Here is a 13,665-nt window from a genome sequence, read left to right on the forward strand (position 1 = left end):
TGATGTGCGTGCCGGTCAATCCGGCATGCATCGCCGTCCCCTCGGGGGACCGGCCAAGGTACTCCTTGGACGAGGGGCGAACTCATACCGCGTCCCGGGTCGCGCGGATCTGCACCAGCTCGGCCATCAGCCAGCGGCGCTTGAAGGAGTACGCCACCAGCCCGATGGCCGCGGCGGCCAGCGCCAGCACGACGCCGGCGAACGCGCTGCTGAACACCGCCAGCGCCTGCTGGCCCTGGCCGGCGGCCACGCTTTGCAGCGCCGGGCCCAGCGGCACCATCGTCGCGATGAGGCCCAGCAGCGGGCTCACGCGGCCCAGCAGCCGCAGCGGCTCCAGCTGGTGCAGTACCGCCAGCTCGATCTCTTCGAACGGCTTGTCGGCGTGCCGGGCCAGCGCGCGGTAGCCGGGCCGGCGGCGCTGCAGGCTCTCCATCAGCGTGGCGCCGGCCACCCACAGCGCGTAGACGAAGCTGCAGGCCACGAGGATGAGCACGGGCCACAACAGGGCCTGGGCGATCTGGGCGAATCCTTGTTCGAGCATGGGTCAGGTCTCGGCGTTCAGGAAGAAGGCCGCGACGGCCTCGGGGTTGGACGGGAAGTAGTGGTGCACGTAGCTCGCGCGCAGCGAACCCTGCTGGTACAGCGCCTCGGCGGCCTTGCCCCCGTTGGGGTTTGCGGCCGTGGCGATCGCCGCCAGAGGCGTGGCGAAGGTCGAGTAATGGAAGGTGTGGCCGCGCAGCGGGCCTTCGGGCCAGGCCATGCTTTGCATGCCGAGCGCGGCCAGGCGTTTCTGCAGCTTCGCGCTGCCGGGCATCAGGCCGGCCATCGCGTGCGCGGCGCCGTCGCCGTCCACCAGCGTGTCGGCCAGCGCCAGCATGCCGCCGCACTCGGCCAGCAGGGGCTTCTGCAACGCCAGGTGTTCGCGCAGGCCGGTGAAGAAGCCGGCGTTGGCGCGCAGCGTGGGTGCGTGCAGCTCGGGGTAGCCGCCGGGCAGCCACAGCGCGTCGCAGCGCGGCAGGGGCTCGCCGGCGATGGGCGAGAACGTGACGACCTCCGCGCCCAGCGCGCGCAGGCAGTCGAGGTTGGCGGGATAGATGAACGAGAACGCGGCGTCCTGCGCCACGGCAATGCGCTGGCCGGCCAGCAACGCGGGCACGACCGCCTGCGGCTCGACGTCGAAGCGCACCGGCTCGAACGCGAACCCCTGCGACGCCTCGCCCCAGGCCCGCGCCCAGTCGTCCAGTTGCGCGTCCAGCCCGGGCACCTCCAGCGCCTGCACCAGGCCGAGGTGGCGCTCGGGCAGGGCCAGGTCTTGCCGGCGCTTCAGCGCGGCCACCAGCGGCAGGTCGGCGGGCAGGCCCTCGGCCACCATGCGGCCATGGCCTTCGCTGCCGACGCGGTTGGCCACCACGCCGCACAGCCGGATGCGGTCGCGCCGGAAGTTCTGCAGGCCCAGTGCCAGCGCGGCGAAGGTCTGCGCCATGCCGCTGGCGTCGATGACGGCCAGCACCGGCAGGCCGAAGGCCTCGGCCAGGTCGGCGCTGCTGGGCGCGCCGTCGAACAGGCCCATGACGCCTTCGACGAGGATCAGGTCCGACGTCGCTGCGGCCTCGGCCAGCAGCGCGCGGCAGTGCGCCAGCCCGCCCATGAAGAGGTCCAGCTGGTAGACCGGGTGGCCGCTGGCCCGTTCCAGCACCATCGGGTCCAGGTAGTCGGGGCCGGTCTTGAAGACGCGCACGCGCCGGCCGGCATTGCGCGCATGGCGGGCGATGGCTGCGGTGACGCTGGTCTTGCCCTGGCCGGAGGCCGGGGCGCTGACCATCAGGGCAGGGCAGGTGTTCATGCGTTCAGCGCGATCCAGCGTTCGTTGACCTGGAAGATGGACAGCCGGTGCTGGAACACCTGCTGCAGGGCGGCGTGCGTGGCCGTGTCGTGCGGCGCGCCCTGGTGGACGATGCGGCCGGCGTCCATGACGACGAGATGGTCGGCCTGCAGCGCGATGTTCAGCTCGTGCAGCACCGACACGACGGTGCCGCCGTCGTCGGCGATGCGGCTGCGCACGATCTGTATCCAGTCGCTCTGGTGTGGCGGGTCCAGGTGGGCCAGCGGCTCGTCCATCAGCAGCAGCGGCGACTCGACGGCCAGCGCGCGCGCCAGCAGCACGCGCTGGCGCTCGCCGCCGGACAGCTGCGCCAGCGGCCGCGCGCGCCAGTCCCAGCTCTGCGTCTGGCGCATCGCGCGCTCCACGGCGGCGTGGTCCGCGGCGCTGGCCGGGGCCAGCCAGGCCTGGTGCGGCAGCCGGCCCAGCAGCACGACGTCCAGCGCCGAGAGGTCGTCGGCGCTGGCCTCGTTCTGGCCCAGCCAGGCGACCTGCCGCGCGCGTTCGCGGGCCGGCCACTGGTCCCAGTCGCGGCCCTGCAACGTCAGCGTGCCGTCGAACGGCAGCAGCCCCGACAGCGCGCGCAGCATCGTCGACTTGCCGGCGCCGTTGGGGCCGACGACGGCCGTCCACGCCCGCGGCGGCGGTGCGAGTTGCAGCGGTTGCAGGATGGGCGTGCCGCCCAGGCGCAGTTCGCGCAGGTCCAGCGTCAGCAGCGGTGCGGCGCTCATCGGAGCCCTCCGCCGGCGCTGCGTCTGTGCATCAGATACAGCAGATAGCTGCCGCCCAGCAGCGCGGTGACGATGCCCACCGGCAGCTCCTGCGGTGCGATGACCCAGCGTGCGCCGATGTCCGCCGCCAGCAGCAGCATGCCGCCGGCCAGCGGCGCCAGCAGCAGCAGCCCGCGGTGCGTGATGGCGCCCCAGCTGCGCACCAGGTGCGGCGCCACGAGGCCGACGAAGGCCACCAGCCCGCACTGCGCGACGGCCGCGCCCGTGGCCAGCGCCAGCGTGCCGATCAGCAGCAGTCGCACCAGCGGCAGCCGCACGCCCAGCGAGCGCGCGGTGGCTTCGCCCAGGCTCAACGCATCCAGCGTGCGGCTGCAGCCCAGCGCCACCAGCAGGCACAACACCAGCGCCGCGGCCATGATCTGCACGGCGCTCCAGCCCACGTAGCCGGTGCTGCCCAACATGAAGGCCTGCATGGCCCGCATGATGTCGGGGTTCATCAGCGTCAGCAGCGCCGAGCCCGAGCCCAGCACGACGCCGACGACGACGCCGGCCAGCAGCAGCCGCAGCGTCTGTTCCACGCCGCGCGCCAGCAGCAGCGTCAGCAGCACGGCGCAGACCGCGCCGACGAAGGCCGCGCCGGTCATGCCAACGCGCAGCGCCAGCGCCGTCGCGGCGGGCGACATGCCCATCGCGAACAGCAGCGTGGCCACGCCCAGCGACGCGCCGGCCGAGCAGCCCAGCAGGTAGGGGTCGGCCAGCGGGTTGCGGAACAGGCCCTGCGCCACGGCACCCGCCAGCGCCAGCAGCGCGCCCGCCAGCCACGCGCCCGCCGAGCGCGGCGCGCGGATGTCCCACAGGATCAGCGACATCGTCGGGTCGCTGTTCAGCCACGGGCTCCAGCCGGTGCTGCCGATGGCCAGGCCCAGCGCCAGCAGCGCGGCGCTGCCCAGCAACAGGGCGATCAGCCAGAGGCGGTGGCGAGCGCTCATCAGCGCATGCCTCCTGGCGGTGCGTTGAAAGGTGTCGTGGGCAGCGGCACGGGGCCGGCCACAGCCTGGCGCAGGCAGCGCGCCATCAGCGCGGCGGCCTCGCCCATGCGCGGGCCGGGGCGCACCAGCACGTCGGACTCGGCGGGCACCCAGACGCAGATCTTCTTGTCCTTCACGGCACGAATGCCGGCCCAGCCGGGGCGCTGCGGCAGGCCGCCGGCGCTGCGCTGGCCCACCATGATGAGCTGCGGGTCGGCGCGCACGACGAACTCGGGGTTGAGCTTGGGGAACGGGCCCAGCTCGGCCGGCACGATGTTCTTCGCGCCCAGCCGGTCCAGGATCTCGCCGATGAAGCTGGCGCGGCCGGCCGCGTAGGGTGCGGAGTCGACCTCGTAGTACACGCTCAGCGCGCGCGCCGCCGGCGGCAGCTGCTGGGCGCTGAACGAGATGGCGCCGTCGATGCGGTTCCAGATGCGGCGCGCGTCGTCGGGCTTGCCCAGCACCTGGGCCACCTTGCCCAGCACGCGCTGCACGTCGGCCATGCTCTTGGGCTCCAGCGCCACGACCTTCTGGCCCAGCGCCTCCAGCCGGGCGATGACGCGGGCCGACACGCCCAGCAGCACGACGTCGGGCTTGAGTGCGACGAGCGCCTCGATGCCGGTGTCGTCCAGCCCGCCCAGCTTGGGCAGCGCGCGCACGGGGGCGGGGTAGTCCGAGAAGCGGTCCACGCCCACCAGCTTGGCGCAGTCGCCCAGCTCGCAGACGGTCTCGGTCAGCGACGGCAGCAGGCTGACGATGCGCCTGGGCGTGTCCGGCAGCGTGATGGTGGCGCCGCGGTCGTCCTTGATCGTGATCGGCGCGGCCGAGGCCAGGCCCGCCCATGCCAGCAGCGCTGCCGCCAGGAGTCGTCGCGTCATCGTCATTCCTCTTCCTTCTCCACCGCACGGGTCCAGGCCTGGCCGGCCACCATCAGCGTCAGCTGCTGGCAGCGGCCGGCCACGGCCTGGTTCAGCCGGCCCAGCTCGTCCACGTAGAAGCGCGCCTCGCGCGACATCGGGCTCACGCCCCAGCCCACTTCGTTCGAGACAAAAACCACCGGCGACGGCAATGCGGGCAGCGCGTCCAGCAGCGCCTGGCGTTCGGCCTGCCAGCCGGCGAGGTCGGCGGCGCCGTCCATCGGCATCAGCCAGTTGGTCAGCCACAGCGTCAGGCAGTCCACCAGCAGCAGCCGGCCCGGCACGGCGGCCTCGCGCAATGCCGCCGTCAGCGCCAGCGGCGCCTCGACGGTGGCGAAGCCCGCCGGCCGGTCGGCCTGGTGGCGGGCGATGCGGGCCCGCATCTCGTCGTCGAAGGCCAGCGCCGTGGCCACCACGGTGACCGTGTGGCCGGCCCCGGCGCGCAGCCAGGCCTGCGCCATGCGCTCGGCATGACGCGACTTGCCGCTGCGCTGGCCGCCGACGATGAGGTGGTGCGGGCTCATGGCCTCAGCGCCCGCCCGGCCGCCCGAAGGGCGCTGAACGCCCCCTCGGGGGGCGGCGAACGGCGTGAGCGTGGGGACTCATGTTCATCAGAGCTGCGGCGTGAAGCGCAGGCCGATGAAGACCTGGCGCGGTGCGGCCGCGTAGGTGCGCGCGGTGGCGTACTTGCGGTCGGTCGCGTTCTCCACCTTGAACTGCAGGTTCAGCTGGCGCGACATCGTGACCTGGGCGTCCAGGTCCAGCTGCGCATAGCCGCCCAGCTTGATGCCGGTGGCCAGGTTGTCGGTGCGCTTGCTGCTGGCCAGCACCTGACCGCCCAGCGTCCACGCGCCGATGTCGGTCTCGGCACGCACCGTGCCGTGCGTCTTGGCGCGGCGCGCCAGCAGCTTGCCGTAGTTGGCCGAGGCCTTGTCGCTGTCCTTGGGCGCCTGCAGGTCCAGCGTGCCGGACAGGCGCACCGCACCCAGCGCCGTGGCGCCGCGCAGGCTCAGGCCCTGCAGCCGGCCTTCGCTGACGTTGTCGTAGCAGCCGTAGAGGTTGGGGCAGGGGCCGGCGACGCCGGACACGGGCTTGGACACGTAGACGATGAGGTCGCGCACCAGGTTGCGGTAGGCGGTGATGCTGAACTCGTCGCGGCCCGACGCGTAGTGCAGGCCCAGCTCTGCGTTGCGGCCCTGTTCGGGGCGCAGGTTGGCCTTGCCGCTGTCGGAGAAGCGCTGATACAGCGACGGTGCGCGGAAGGACGTGCCCACCGACGCCTGCACGCGCCAGGCAGCGCCCAGGCGGTAGCCGCCGGCCACTGCGCCGGTGCTGGTGCCGCCGAACTCGCTGTCGCGGTCGTGGCGGGCGTTGAGCTGCAGCGACAGCGGGCCGCTGGCCCACGACCAGCCGGCACCCATGGCGTCCTGGTGGCGCTTGCCGTGGCCGCCGATGACGCCGGTGTTGTCGAGCTGGTCCTCGCGGCGCTCCAGCAGGCCTTGCAGCGTGCCGGCCGCGCCGAGGTTCCAGCTCGTGTTGAAGCCGTAGGTGCGCACGCGCGTCTTCGTCACGTAGGGGCTGGGCTGGGTCTCGTAGCGCTCGCTGGACTCGCCCACGCTCAGCTCGCTGCGCAGGTCGCTGCTCCACTGCGCGGCCCAGGCCAGCCGCGTGGCGCGGGTGTCGGAGATCGTGCGGTCGTCGGTCTTGGCGGTGGCGCTGGAGTCGTAGTCGGAGTCGACATGGCTGGTCAGCGCGCTGACCTCCAGTCGGTGCTTGGCAGCCAACTGCACGCCCAGGCGCAGGCTGGCGTTGCGGCTCTGGTAGCCGTCGTCGTCGGGCGTGAAGGTGGGCGTGGCCGGCGCCGGGCGGGCGTTGAAGCCGTTGCTGCCCTCGGCGGCGACGGACAGCGCGTAGTCGACGATGCCGGTGCGGCCGCTGACGCTGGCGTCCGCCTTCACGAGGCCGCGGTTGCCGCCGCCGATGCCGAGGTCGACGACCGGTTTGCCGTCGCCCTTGCGCGTGAAGATCTGCACCACGCCGCCGATGGCGTCGGAGCCGTACAGCGCGCTGGCCGGGCCGCGCACGATCTCGATGCGATCGATCTGTGCCAGCGGGATCGCGTTCCACGACGCGCCGCTGCTGGCCTGCGAGTCGACGCGCACGCCGTCGATCAGCACGGCGGTGTGGCGGGTGTCGGCGCCGCGCACGAACAGGCTGGTGTTGGCCCCTGCGCCGCCGTTGCGGACCATCTCGAAGCCCACCTGGCGGCGCAGCAGGTCGGCGACGCTGCCGACGGCCTGGCGCTCGATGTCGTCGCGGGAGAGGACGGTCATGTCGGCCAGCACGTCGGAGAGTTTCTGCGGTGCGCGGGTGGCGGTGGTGACGACGGTGTCCAGGCGGTTCTGGGCGTGCGCGGACGCGGCCACGGCCAGCACGGACATGGCAAGCAGCGGCCGACGGGCCGCGAGGAAAGCGTGAGACATGAAGGAAACAGGAACGAGCACACAGCCGTGCTGACCCCCGCAGCAAGGCTGAAAAACGGCTGTACGAAACAGCCCCGTTGTTGGCCGGTATCCGGGCTGGTGGACCACCGCTCGACGCCTTCCCGGTGCAGGGCACCAGTGGCTTGTGAGTCGAGCAGCGAGGCGCCAGGGCCTCGTCCACTTACCGTTGCGGGGACAGCTCAGGTTAGGCAGAGCAACGCCAGGCCCTTCCTCGCGCGCATCGCATCCTCGAATGGGGCGGTCTGCTGCGTTGCAAACCCTCGCCATAGCAAGCTATGGCTCCGGTTTGCGCCTTGCAGCCCATCCCCAGTCGGGGCGCGCTGCATCGCTCGGATGAGCCTGGAGCTGCTCACGGCGTTGCCGCTTGCCCTCCTGATTCCCGTTGAACTGCGCCCGCCGTGAGGGCGGGCGCGAGCACCAACGGCGCGCATTCTATCGGCCGGGGGCGCTGGCCGGCTTCTTGGGCTTGGCCGGTTTGGCCGTTTTGGGCGGCTTGATCTGGGTGAGCGGCGGCGCGCTTGCGGCCGGCGCGGGGGCAGGCTGCAGGCCGATGTGTGCGGCCTTCTGGCGCCGCGCCTCGGCCTCGCTGGCGCGTCGGGCGGCGGCCAGCGCGGCCGCCTGCCTGGCGTCCGCCAGGTGGCGGTTGCGGGCGGCGCGGCTGTCGGCGGCGCTGGGCTCGTCGTGGTCGACGCTGCTGGGCGGTGCGCCGCCCGGGCAGGGCGAGTCGCGCAGGTCGCGGCCGTCCGGGCCGCAGCGGTAGACCTGGGTGCTGCGGCTCTGCGTCTGGCCCTGCGCGGTCAGCGCGAGGCTCAGCAGCAGGACCGGCAGCAGCAGCTTCATGGGGCTGGAGTTTGCGCCGCCGGCACGGGTTTGGGGGGCTTGGGGCGCGGCGGCTTGGCGTGAATCTTGGCCAGCGCCTTGTCCATCTCGCCGCGCAGCATCAGCTCGACGGCGGCCTGGCTCTTGGTGATGCAGTCCTGCAGCGCCTCGCGCTCGGCCTGCGGCGGCTTGCGCAGCACGTAGTTGGCCACCTCGGCCTTGTGGCCCGGGTGGCCGATGCCCAGCCGCAGTCGCCAGAAGTCGCCGCTGCCCAGCTGGGCCTGCATGTCCTTCAACCCGTTGTGGCCGCCGTTGCCGCCGCCCTTCTTGAACTTCATCTCGCCCGGTGCCAGGTCCAGCTCGTCGTGCACGGCGAGGATTTCCTCGGGCGCGATCTTGAAGAAGCGCGCCAGCGCGGCCACCGACTTGCCCGACAGGTTCATGTAGGTCATGGGCTGCAGCAGCCAGATCGGGCCGTTGGCACCCGGCGCCTGGTTCACGCGGGCCACCAGGCCGTGGTAGGCCTTGTCGGGTGCGAGGCTGGCCTTCAGGTCGCGGGCCAGCGTGTCTATCCACCAGAAGCCGGCGTTGTGGCGTGTGTCTTCGTATTCGGCGCCCGGGTTGCCCAGGCCGACAAGCAAGCGAATCATGGGGCGGGATTATCGAGGTGAGCAGAAACGGCAAAGGGCTCCCGAGGGAGCCCTTTGCGTTGGCAGGAAGCCGGGAAGAAATTACTTCTTCTTCTTCTTCTTGCCGTCGTCGGCGGCCGGAGCGGCGGCGACGATGATCTCTTCAGTGACCGGGGCGACCGGCGTGGCGATGACCGGGTTCGGCTTGCCGTGCGTGACGACCTTGATGCCCGCGGGAATCTTGATGTCGTTGACGTGCAGCGAGTGGCCAGCGGTCAGGCCGGACAGGTCCACCTCGATGAACTCGGGCAGCTGCTGGGCCAGGCAGGTGATTTCCAGCTCGGTGATGACGTGGTTGACCGTGTTCTTGTCGGTCTTGACGGCCACGGAGTTTTCTTCGCCGATGAAGTGCAGGGGCACCTTCTTTGTGATCTTGGTCGTGCCGTCCACGCGCTGGAAGTCGATGTGATTGACTTGCGGCTTGTAGGGATGCATCTGGAAGTCGCGCAGCAGCACTTGCGTGACCGAGCCGTTCAGCTCCATGTCCAGCAGGGAGCTGTGGAAGGCTTCCTTCTTCAGGGCGTGGTACAGCGCGTTGTGATCGAGTTCGATCAGTGCGGGCTCACCGGCGCCATAAACGATACCGGGCACCTTGCCGGCCACTCGCAGGCGGCGGCTCGCTCCGGTCCCCTGCAGCTTGCGCTCAAAAGCGACGAATTTCATGGTTTATCTCCAAAAGAGAAACGGCGCCCGCGACCAGGCACCGCATTGAAAAAGCCGTCTTGCGACGGCTACGGGTTCCGATCAGAAGTTGTTGTTCTGCTCGGAGAAAAGGCTGGTGACCGACTCGCCGTCGGAGATGCGGCGGATGGTCTCGGCGAACAGGAAGGCCACCGACAGCTGGCGGATCTTCTTGCAGGCCTTGGCGGCATCCGTCAGCGGGATGGTGTTGGTGATGACGACCTCGTCCAGCTGCGAACCGGCGATGCGCTCGATGGCCGGGCCCGACAGGATGGGGTGGGTGCAGTAGGCGAACACGCTCTTGGCGCCGCGCGACTTCAGCACCTCGGCCGCCTTCACCAGCGTGCCAGCGGTGTCGATCATGTCGTCCATGATCACGCAGTTGCGGCCTTCGATCTCGCCGATCACGTGCATCACTTCGGACACGTTGGCGGCCGGGCGGCGCTTGTCGATGATGGCCAGGTCGCAGCCCAGCTGCTTGGCCAGCGCACGGGCGCGCACCACGCCGCCGACGTCCGGCGACACGACCACCAGGTCGCTGTAGTTGCGGGCCTTCAGGTCCGACAGCAGCACCGGCGAGGCGTAGATGTTGTCGACGGGGATGTCGAAGAAACCCTGAATCTGGTCGGCGTGCAGGTCCATCGTCAGCACGCGCTCGACGCCCACGGTTTCCAGGCAGTTGGCCACGACCTTGGCCGAGATGGGCACGCGCGTGGAGCGCGGGCGGCGGTCCTGGCGGGCGTAGCCGAAGTAGGGGATCACGGCCGTGATGCGGCGGGCACTGGCGCGCTTGAGCGCGTCGGCCATGATCAGCAGTTCCATCAGGTTCTCGTTCGTCGGCGCGCAGGTGGGCTGGATGACGAACACGTCGCGGGCGCGGACGTTCTGCTGGATCTCGACAGTGACTTCACCGTCCGAGAAGCGGCCGACGACGGCCTTGCCCAGCTCGAGACCGAGGTGGGTAGCGATTTCCTGGGAGAGGACCGGGTTCGCGTTGCCGGTGAAGAGAACCGTGTTGAGCAGCACTTGGAGCCTCTGGATCAGTCAGTGGCTCGCTGACGCGCGCCGGTTCAGCGAAGTATCAGAAGAATTTGGCAGGGGAGGAAGGACTCGAACCCTCGCATGTCGGAATCAAAATCCGATGCCTTGACCAACTTGGCGACTCCCCTACACAGGACACAGCAGAGCTGCTGCACCCTACAACTTGTTCAGTCGGCCCAACCGCTGAGCGGGTGAGTGGCCAGACTGCGGCAGATTCGACCGGTCCACCCTTCAGGCTGTGCCTGAAGCAATGTCGCCAGGGACTGATCGTCCTTGCCATTCTCTCCGTTCTCGGCAAGTACCGAAAACACCGCAGCGCCCGAGCCCGTCATCCGGGCGTTGCCGAATTGCTTCGACATCAGCGCTACCGCGTCTCGCACTTCACTGCTGATCGCTTCTGCTGCGGGCTGTAAGTCGTTTCGACCGAAGTCGGGACTGTATCCGCTGCAATTTTGTTCTGCAGTTCCTGCTGAGGCGGGAAAGCCCATGACTATAGCGAGCTTTTCTGACCTTGCCAAGAGATTGCTTGAAAAAATCTCTTTGGTCGCCAGCCCGCCGGGGCCCTTGATGACGGCGAAGCGCTGGTCCGGCAGCGCGATCGGGTGCAGGACTTCGCCGATGCCTTCGACGAAAGCCGGTCCGCCGCCCAGGAAGAACGGCACGTCGGCGCCCAGCTTCAGGCCCAGCGCCAGCAGTTGCGACAAGGGCAGGCGCAGGTCCCACAGGCGGTTCAGCGCGAGCAGCGTGGTGGCGGCGTCGGACGAGCCGCCGCCCATGCCGGCGCCGGCCGGCAGGCGCTTTTCAAGGTGGATGTCGGCGCCCAGCGTGCAGCCGGTGTGCTGCTGCAGTAGGCGTGCAGCGCGCAGGCAGAGGTCGTCGGCGGGGAGGTCTCCGCCCAGCACGTCGTGGCGCTGCAGCCGGCCGTCGCGGCGGCCTTCGATGTGCAGCGTGTCCATCCAGTCGATGAGCACGAAGACGGACTGCAGCAGGTGGTAGCCGTCGTCGCGCTTGCCGACGATGTGCAGGAAGAGGTTGAGCTTGGCCGGCGCGGCCAGGTCATGGAATGCTTTCATCGCCTCCGTCCAGTTTGGCGCGCAGCGTGACGATGGGCGCGGCCAGGCGTGTGGCCACGAGCGACGGCAGCCGGGGTTCTATGCGCCAGCCCAGTTGCTCGAAGCCGTTGGCGGTCTTCTCGTGCGGTGCGGCGGGCCAGGGGCGGGCCTGCAACCAGTCGAACAGCGCGGCCACAGGCACGGCCTCGCCCAGCATCTCGCGGGTCAGCGCGTCGAGGTCGTCGAACTGGCGTTCGCCGTCGGGCGTCTGCAGCGTGGCCCGGCCGGGCTGCCAGGTGGCGCGGGCCAGCAGCGGGCCCAGCGGCGAGGTCAGCTCCAGCCGGCCGGCCTCCGGGCCGCCGAACAGCTCGAAGCTGGCCGCGCCGCCGGTGCCGCGGTTGTGCACGTCACCGGCCACCGAGACGCTGATGCGGCCGCCCAGCCGGGCCTGCGCTGTGGTGGCAGCGTCCGTCGGGGTCTTGGGCAGTTGCGCGCAGCCCGCGAGGGTCAGCGCCAGACACAGGGCGATGGCTCTCACGGCTTGACCTTGAGGCGCTTCATCGTGTCGCGCAGGGCTTCGTTGTCCGGCTCGCGCTGCAGGCCTTGCGCGAAGACGAGGCGTGCCTCGTCCGGCGCACCGCTGGCCCACAGGGCTTCGCCGAGATGGGCGGCGATCTCGGCATCGGGCCGGCCGCTGTAGGCCTGGCGCAGCAGCTTCACGGCCTCGGCCAGGTTGCCCAGGCGAAATTCCACCCAACCCAGGCTGTCGACGATGAAGGACTCGCCGGGCGCCAGCTTGAGGGCCTGCTCAATGAGCTGCTTGGCTTCGTTCAGGCGCATGTTGCGATCTGCGAACGAGTAGCCCAGCGCGTTGTAGGCGTGGTGGTGGTCAGGCCTGAGCGCGATGACGCGGCGCAGCTGCGCCTCCATGTCGTCGAAGCGCCCCAGCTTCTCGCTCATCATGGCCTGTTCGTACAGCAGGTCGGTGTCGTCCTTGAAGCGCTCGGTGGCGGCCTTCAGCACGTCGGCGGCGGCGGCGTGATCGCGCCGTTCGCGCAGCAGCTGGGCCTCGGCCAGCAGCGCGGCGCGGGCATCGGCGTCGCTGGCGTCGCCCGGTGCCTGCAGCAGCTTGCGGGCCTGCTCCAGCTGGCCGCGACGGGCCAGCAGACTGGCGCGGCGGTAGCGCACGTCCAGCCCGTAGCTGTCGATCTTCTGCAGCGCCGCCTCGGCGGCCTTGAGGTCGCCGCGCTGCTCGGACAGCTGCGACAGCATTAACCAGGCGCTGCGCCGGCCGTCGGCGCGGGCCTTGACCTCGGCGTCCGTGCCGGGGGCGGGCGTGTCCAGGCGCTTCAGCCCTTCGCGCAGCGCGGCTTCGGCGGCGGGCAGGTGCTTGAGGTCCAGCTCGACGGCGCCCAGCGCCAGCCAGACGGCCGGGTTGTCGGGCGTGGCCTCGGTCAGCAGCCGGAACTCGCGCGCGGCATCAGCGTTGCGCTGCACCTTCAGCAGCGTGCGGGCGTAGGCCTGGCGCAGCGCGTGCTGATCGGGCTTGCGCGCCAGACGCTCGGTGATGAGGGCCTCGGCCTGGGGTTCGGCGGGCATGAGGTCGACGGCAAGCTGCATGGCGTCGTCGCCGTCGGGCAGGGTCTTGTCCAGCTCGTGGATGAGCGTCAGCGCGCGGGCGTTCTCGCCGGCGTTGATGGCCAGGCGCGCCTCAGTGAACACGGCGGCCGGCTTGAGCGTGCCGGTCTGCGCTTGCAGCACGGGGGCCAGTGCGCCGTACACGGCTTTGGGCTCGGGCGAGCGCTGGAACAGGGGCGGCAGCGACACGATGAAGCCCTGTCGCTGCTCGGCTGGCGCCAGGCGCAGCAGCGCGCGCAGCGGCTGCGGCACCTCGGCCGGCTTGTTCAGTAGCGCCAGCAGTTGCACGACGGTCTGGTGCGCCTCGATGGAGGTGGGCACGGTGTCGGCCCAGCCGCGCGCGGCTAGAAGCGCCTGGTCGCCCGCGCGGGCCTGCAGCGCGATGTTGACCACGCGCTTGAACAAGGCCTCGTCGCCGGTGCGCCGCGCGGCGTCCAGCAGCACCTGGAAGGCCACGCCGACCTGGCCGCTGCCCAGCTCCAGCTCGCCGATGAGCAGCTGGTAGAACAGCGGCGCGTCCATCGACGAGTTGCTGACGGGCGGGGTGGCGGGCGGCGCCTCCTGGGCGTGGGTGTGCAGCCCCAGCAGCAGGGCGGCGGCGCAGGCGACGCGGCGGACGATGAACGGCATTCGGACTCCAGCGAGCCCCCGGGGCGGCCCGGGGATGAGGCGCTGATTATGATTTC

The 13,665-nt window shown here is 70.7% G+C and carries 14 protein-coding genes, 1 tRNA gene and 1 riboswitch; all 15 genes read right to left on the bottom strand.

From position 1 onward, the window contains the following. Positions 1-82: 82 nt before the first annotated feature. A complete protein-coding gene (locus ACG0Z3_RS15560; protein ID WP_394399003.1) occupies positions 83-541 on the bottom strand; it encodes a hypothetical protein in 459 nt (152 codons plus the stop codon). Between the two features lie 3 nt (positions 542-544). Further along, the gene (locus tag ACG0Z3_RS15565; RefSeq protein ID WP_394399005.1) at positions 545-1,843 is read right to left on the bottom strand and encodes a cobyrinic acid a,c-diamide synthase CobB; all 1,299 of its coding nucleotides are present in this window, start codon (positions 1,841-1,843) and stop codon (positions 545-547) included. Continuing rightward, a complete protein-coding gene (locus tag ACG0Z3_RS15570) occupies positions 1,840-2,610 on the bottom strand; it encodes an ABC transporter ATP-binding protein (protein ID WP_394399007.1) in 771 nt (256 codons plus the stop codon). Before ACG0Z3_RS15570 ends, ACG0Z3_RS15565 begins: the two co-directional genes overlap by 4 nt. Further along, positions 2,607-3,599, bottom strand: coding sequence for a FecCD family ABC transporter permease (locus ACG0Z3_RS15575; RefSeq protein WP_394399009.1), 993 nt, complete (start codon positions 3,597-3,599; stop codon positions 2,607-2,609). The genes ACG0Z3_RS15570 and ACG0Z3_RS15575 overlap by 4 nt, the downstream gene beginning before the upstream one ends. Continuing rightward, complete coding sequence (locus ACG0Z3_RS15580) at positions 3,599-4,516, bottom strand: ABC transporter substrate-binding protein (RefSeq protein WP_394399011.1); 918 nt, start codon at positions 4,514-4,516, stop codon at positions 3,599-3,601. The genes ACG0Z3_RS15575 and ACG0Z3_RS15580 overlap by 1 nt, the downstream gene beginning before the upstream one ends. A 2-nt stretch (positions 4,517-4,518) precedes the next feature. Next, a complete protein-coding gene (cobU, locus tag ACG0Z3_RS15585) occupies positions 4,519-5,079 on the bottom strand; it encodes a bifunctional adenosylcobinamide kinase/adenosylcobinamide-phosphate guanylyltransferase (protein WP_394399013.1) in 561 nt (186 codons plus the stop codon). Positions 5,080-5,166: 87 nt separating this feature from the next. After that, complete coding sequence (locus ACG0Z3_RS15590; RefSeq protein ID WP_394399015.1) at positions 5,167-7,038, bottom strand: TonB-dependent receptor domain-containing protein; 1,872 nt, start codon at positions 7,036-7,038, stop codon at positions 5,167-5,169. 65 nt (positions 7,039-7,103) lie between these two features. After that, a riboswitch (cobalamin riboswitch) is annotated at positions 7,104-7,336 on the bottom strand. A gap of 155 nt (positions 7,337-7,491) precedes the next feature. After that, complete coding sequence (locus ACG0Z3_RS15595) at positions 7,492-7,899, bottom strand: hypothetical protein (RefSeq protein ID WP_394399017.1); 408 nt, start codon at positions 7,897-7,899, stop codon at positions 7,492-7,494. Further along, positions 7,896-8,528 carry an aminoacyl-tRNA hydrolase gene (gene pth, locus ACG0Z3_RS15600; RefSeq protein WP_394399019.1) on the bottom strand — a complete coding sequence of 211 codons (633 nt, stop codon included), beginning with the start codon at positions 8,526-8,528 and terminating at the stop codon, positions 7,896-7,898. The genes ACG0Z3_RS15595 and pth overlap by 4 nt, the downstream gene beginning before the upstream one ends. An 81-nt stretch (positions 8,529-8,609) precedes the next feature. Continuing rightward, entirely contained in the window at positions 8,610-9,230 is a 621-nt protein-coding gene (locus ACG0Z3_RS15605; RefSeq protein ID WP_394399021.1) for a 50S ribosomal protein L25/general stress protein Ctc, read from the bottom strand. A gap of 81 nt (positions 9,231-9,311) precedes the next feature. After that, positions 9,312-10,274: a ribose-phosphate pyrophosphokinase gene (locus tag ACG0Z3_RS15610; RefSeq protein ID WP_326494843.1), complete on the bottom strand. Its 963-nt coding sequence runs from the start codon at positions 10,272-10,274 to the stop codon at positions 9,312-9,314. A gap of 66 nt (positions 10,275-10,340) precedes the next feature. Continuing rightward, positions 10,341-10,417, bottom strand: a tRNA-Gln gene (locus ACG0Z3_RS15615). A gap of 39 nt (positions 10,418-10,456) precedes the next feature. Then, positions 10,457-11,362: a 4-(cytidine 5'-diphospho)-2-C-methyl-D-erythritol kinase gene (gene ispE, locus ACG0Z3_RS15620; protein ID WP_394399024.1), complete on the bottom strand. Its 906-nt coding sequence runs from the start codon at positions 11,360-11,362 to the stop codon at positions 10,457-10,459. Continuing rightward, complete coding sequence (locus tag ACG0Z3_RS15625) at positions 11,346-11,879, bottom strand: lipoprotein insertase outer membrane protein LolB (protein ID WP_394399026.1); 534 nt, start codon at positions 11,877-11,879, stop codon at positions 11,346-11,348. Before ACG0Z3_RS15625 ends, ispE begins: the two co-directional genes overlap by 17 nt. Next, on the bottom strand, positions 11,876-13,609 hold the full coding sequence (locus tag ACG0Z3_RS15630; RefSeq protein ID WP_394399028.1) for a tetratricopeptide repeat protein: 1,734 nt from the start codon (positions 13,607-13,609) through the stop codon (positions 11,876-11,878). Before ACG0Z3_RS15630 ends, ACG0Z3_RS15625 begins: the two co-directional genes overlap by 4 nt. Positions 13,610-13,665 lie beyond the last annotated feature (56 nt).

The sequence above is a fragment of the Pelomonas margarita genome (genome assembly GCF_043555875.1).
Classification (GTDB): domain Bacteria; phylum Pseudomonadota; class Gammaproteobacteria; order Burkholderiales; family Burkholderiaceae_C; genus Pelomonas; species Pelomonas margarita.